The organism is Mesorhizobium sp. M2C.T.Ca.TU.002.02.1.1 (genome assembly GCF_003997225.1).
The window spans coordinates 1-4,134 of the sequence record NZ_RZTO01000566.1 but is presented as its reverse complement, the minus strand read 5'-3'; the positions used below and the strand labels follow the sequence as shown (position 1 = coordinate 4,134).

General features: G+C 63.9%; 4 protein-coding genes and 1 pseudogene. 4 read left to right on the top strand and 1 reads right to left on the bottom strand.

Annotated elements, in window-relative coordinates; all coding sequences use genetic code 11:
- The 4 genes from EOD07_RS25035 to EOD07_RS25020 all read left to right on the top strand — a co-directional run.
- A partial coding sequence (locus EOD07_RS25035) for a sulfate/molybdate ABC transporter ATP-binding protein (protein ID WP_164772498.1) occupies positions 1-823 on the top strand: 823 nt, incomplete at its 5' end.
- 192 nt (positions 824-1,015) lie between these two features.
- A complete protein-coding gene (locus EOD07_RS25030; protein ID WP_127237329.1) occupies positions 1,016-2,002 on the top strand; it encodes a sulfate ABC transporter substrate-binding protein in 987 nt (328 codons plus the stop codon).
- A gap of 235 nt (positions 2,003-2,237) precedes the next feature.
- A complete protein-coding gene (locus EOD07_RS25025) occupies positions 2,238-2,687 on the top strand; it encodes an Rrf2 family transcriptional regulator (RefSeq protein WP_040984137.1) in 450 nt (149 codons plus the stop codon).
- A gap of 164 nt (positions 2,688-2,851) precedes the next feature.
- Complete coding sequence (locus tag EOD07_RS25020; protein WP_127237328.1) at positions 2,852-3,997, top strand: hypothetical protein; 1,146 nt, start codon at positions 2,852-2,854, stop codon at positions 3,995-3,997.
- 17 nt (positions 3,998-4,014) lie between these two features.
- Here the strand turns inward: EOD07_RS25020 and EOD07_RS38660 are convergent.
- Positions 4,015-4,134: pseudogene (locus EOD07_RS38660) on the bottom strand (gluconokinase); the annotation flags it as partial.

Sequence of the window (4,134 nt, the reverse complement as noted above, 5' to 3'; positions counted from 1 at the left end):
GCGCAATGTCGGCTTCGTCTTCCAGCATTACGCGCTGTTCCGCCACATGACGGTTGCCGACAATATCGGCTTCGGCCTGAAGGTCCGGCACGGCGCCGCGAGGCCGTCGGGGCAGGAAATCCGCCGCCGGGCGCTCGAACTGCTCGACCTTGTCCAGCTGTCTGGCCTGGAAAAGCGTTATCCGGCGCAGCTTTCCGGCGGCCAGCGCCAGCGCGTGGCTTTGGCGCGCGCCATGGCGATCGAGCCCAAGGTGCTTCTGCTCGACGAACCTTTCGGCGCGCTCGACGCGCAGGTTCGCCGCGAGTTGCGCCGCTGGCTGCGCGAGATCCATGACCGCACCGGCCATACGACCGTCTTTGTCACGCACGACCAGGAAGAAGCGCTGGAGCTCGCCGACCGTGTCGTCGTCATGAGCCAGGGCCGCATCGAGCAGGTCGGCACCGCCGACGATATCTACGACACGCCGAACTCGCCTTTCGTCTATTCCTTCATCGGCGAGTCGAGCTCGCTGCCGGTCAAGGTCGAGAACGGCGAGGTCTGGATCGCCGACCGGCCGATCGGTCTGCAGGCGCCGCATGCGCCGTCCGGCGAGGCTGTTCTCTACTTCCGCCCGCACGATGTCGACCTGCTCGACGGCTGCAGCGGCTGCATCGCCGGCACGGTTGCCGCCAGCCGCCGCGTTGCCGGCACCAGGCGCGTCGAGCTCGAGATCGGCGGCGAGCGCCAGCGCGTGGAGATCGAGCTGCCGGTCGACCATCCTGCCGCGCAGAAGAGCCGCGTGGCCTTCAGGCCGCGGCGCTGGAAGCTTTTTCCCGCTTCCTGAGCTGTCTTTCACTCCGACGCCTGCTGCGGCGCCATCCATGAATCTGCCTGGAAGAAAATCCTAGCAAAGAGCTGTTTTGGCGAGATATTTTCCAGAGCTTCGCTCACCTCCCGGACCACATGCCTCGTCGCTTCAGGCTTTCCCGACTATGGTCTCGCCATAGCTTGATCCATTTCCAAGGAGCCTGTTTTCATGAAGCGTCTATTGCTCGGCGTCGCGGCTGCTGCCGGTCTGGTCCTCGCGTCCTCCCAAGCCTGGTCGGCCGACAAGCTCTTGAACGCATCGTATGATGTCGGCCGCGAGCTGTTCGTGGACATCAACAAGGCCTTCATCGCCAAGCATCCCGGCGTCACGATCGATCAGTCCCATGCCGGCACCTCGGCCCAGGCGCGCGCCATCGCCGAAGGTCTTGGCGCCGATGTCGTCACCTTCAACCAGGTCACCGACGTCGATTTCCTGGTCAAGAAGGGCCTCGTCTCGGCAGACTGGCAGAAGGATTTTCCGGACAACGCCTCGCCCTTCTATTCCTTGCCTTCGTTCCTTGTCCGCGCGGGCAATCCCAAGCACATCAAGGACTGGAACGATCTGGTTCGCGACGATGTGCAGGTGATCTTCCCCAACCCGAAGACATCCGGCAATGCGCGCTACACCTATCTTGCCGCCACCGCCTACGCCAAGGAAGCCTTCAAGGGCGACGACGCCAAGGTGAAGGAATTCATCACCAAGCTCTTCAACAACGTGCCGATCTTCGACACCGGCGGCCGCGCCGCCACCACCACTTTCGTCCAGCGCGAGATCGGCGACGTGCTGATCACCTTCGAGTCGGAAACGCGCGGCATCCGCAAGGAATATGGCGACGACAAGTTCGAGCAGGTCACGCCTTCGGTCAGCCTGCTCGCCGAGTTCCCCGTCGCGATCGTCGACAAGGTCGCCGACGAGCATGGCAGCCGCGATCTCGCCAAGTCCTATCTCGACTTCCTCTACACGCCGGACGGCCAGGAGATCGCCGCCGGGAACGGCTTGCGGGCTCGCGACGCGACGGTGGCCGCCAAGCACAAGGCCGACTTCCCGGACGTCCGGCTGCTGACCGTCGAGAACGTCTTCGGCGGCTGGGACAAGGTACAGAAGGAGCATTTCGCCGCCGGCGGACTGCTCGACCAGGCCTACGGCAGCCGCTGAGCCGCCGCACAATCAGGAAGCGCAGGGAAGCCGGCGTTAGCCGGCTTCCTCGTTTGAGCTGGCCGGCATTTCGCGGGGGAAATCCGGAGGCCAACGTGAAAAACGTTACGAAGAATCAACGCGTTTGTGCCTAAGCTGCCGGGCAAATCATTGGGCCAGGCGGTCAACTGTCATGATTTGCACACAAACAACCGCCAGATGCAGGGCCATTGGGGTTTGATGAACTGAATCGGGCATGCTGACCAAAAAAGGCAAATACGGCCTCAAGGCCCTCGTGCATCTTTCCGGCCTGCCGGCTGGCCAGCTTGCATTCGTCAACGACATCGCCGTCGCCAACAACATCCCGAAGAAATTCCTGGATGCGATCCTGGGCGAGTTGCGCAATGCCGGTTTCGTCCAGAGCCGCAAGGGTAAGGAAGGCGGCTACCGCCTCGCCCGGCCGGCTTCCGAGATCAAGATCGGCCATGTCGTGCGCGTGCTCGACGGGCCGCTGGCGCCGATCCCTTGCGCCAGCCGCACGCAATACCAGCGCTGCGAGGATTGCGACGAAGCCACCTGCCAGGTCCGCCACATGATGCTGGAAGTGCGCCAGGCGATCGCCGAGGTGCTCGACAACCGCAGCCTCGCTGCCATGCGCGACGCCGACAACGACGATTTCCCCGCAGAGCTCACCTCGCAGATCTGAAGCGGCCCGCCCTCGGCAGCGGCTCCCTTGGTTGCTTGTCTGCTTTCGACGCAGTAAAGCGGCTGAGCATGATCCCGAACCGAAGGTCAGCGAACGCAAAAAGTGGGGACCGGTTTTCGGACAAGATCATGCTCTATCCAGAGGACGAAACGGGGCTCTGACGCATGAGGCTGCCTTGGCTTGGCAAATCCCGCAGGGCCAGCCGACAGCCAACGTCGAACGAGATCTATCATACCGAGATCACCGCCGACGTGCTGGTGCCGGAGCGCAACGAGTCCGTTCGCTTCTTCAGTCGCAAGGTCATCCGCCCCGGAAAACTGCGCCGCTTCACCAACCGGGACCTGCGGGAGAGCCTGCTGTCCTGTTTCTATCTCGGCGTTGCGGCGATGCTGCCGGTCTCCTGGTGGGGACCCATCTGCGGTTGCGTGTCCAGGTTCCGGCGCAAGCGCCACTTTCGCAAGGAGTTCGCCCGCTACGACATCGCGGTAAAGGCCGTGCTCGGCAATGCTGCCGACACGCGAGCGATGTTCGACGCGCAACTCGCCGCCATTCACCGCCGGCGGCTGACGCTTGCGGCGCATCTCGTCGCCGGCTGGCGCTGGTCGCCGGCGATCCGGCTGGAAGGCCTCGAGGCTCTGCAACAAGCCCTGCGCAACGGGCGCGGCGTGATCATATGGTGCGACCAGTTCACGGCGCAGACGATCATGGGCAAGCGCGCCCTGCATGAGGCAGGCGTTGAGGCCCATCAGGTGAGCGCGCAGTATCACGGCTTCTCGCCCAGCAAGTTCGGCTATCGCCTGATCAACCCGCCATTGGTCAAGGTCGAGAACCGCTTCCTGAAAAGCCGGATCGTCTTCGAGCGCACCGACGCCTATCAGGTGACCACGCGCATCCAGAAGGCGCTGAAGGCAAACGGCGTGGTGCTGATGACCAACACCATCTATGCCGGCTCAGCCTTCGCCGAGCCCGCCATGGGCGAGCGCGGCTGGACCCACCTCGCCTCGGCACCGGCAAACTTCGCCGCGCGCGCGGGTGCCGCACTGTTCCACATGGCGACGATCGAGACGGCCCCCTTTCGCCAGTATCGGGCAATCGTCGGCGAGCTGAGCGCGCGTCCAGAGGCGCCCACATCGCCTGTCAAGGACACGGCAGGGAAGAACCTCGTCGTTCAGGCGGGATTTATCCTGTCGAAGCGCGACCATATGCTGGAAACGCTCAAGCTCTGTCCGGAGCAGATGATGGCCTGGTCGAGCGCCGTGCGGCTGACCGAGCGGCCGACCGAGGCCGCGATCGGTATCGAGGGGGCATGAAGCTCCAGCAATTGATGCTAGCCGACGATCTCTTTCAGGATCCCGGCAACGCTTTGGGTTCCGTCGACCGTCACCGCCCGCTCGTCCGCGGCGGGCTCTTCCAGCGTGGCGAACTGGCTGTCGACGAGGCTAGCGGG

Excerpts from the sequence above, each read along its gene's own strand:
- EOD07_RS25030 (WP_127237329.1), top strand. The coding sequence starts at position 1,016 with ATGAAGCGTCTATTGCTCGGCGTCGCGGCTGCTGCCGGTCTGGTCCTC.
- EOD07_RS25025 (WP_040984137.1), top strand. The coding sequence starts at position 2,238 with ATGCTGACCAAAAAAGGCAAATACGGCCTCAAGGCCCTCGTGCATCTT.
- EOD07_RS25020 (WP_127237328.1), top strand. The coding sequence starts at position 2,852 with ATGAGGCTGCCTTGGCTTGGCAAATCCCGCAGGGCCAGCCGACAGCCA.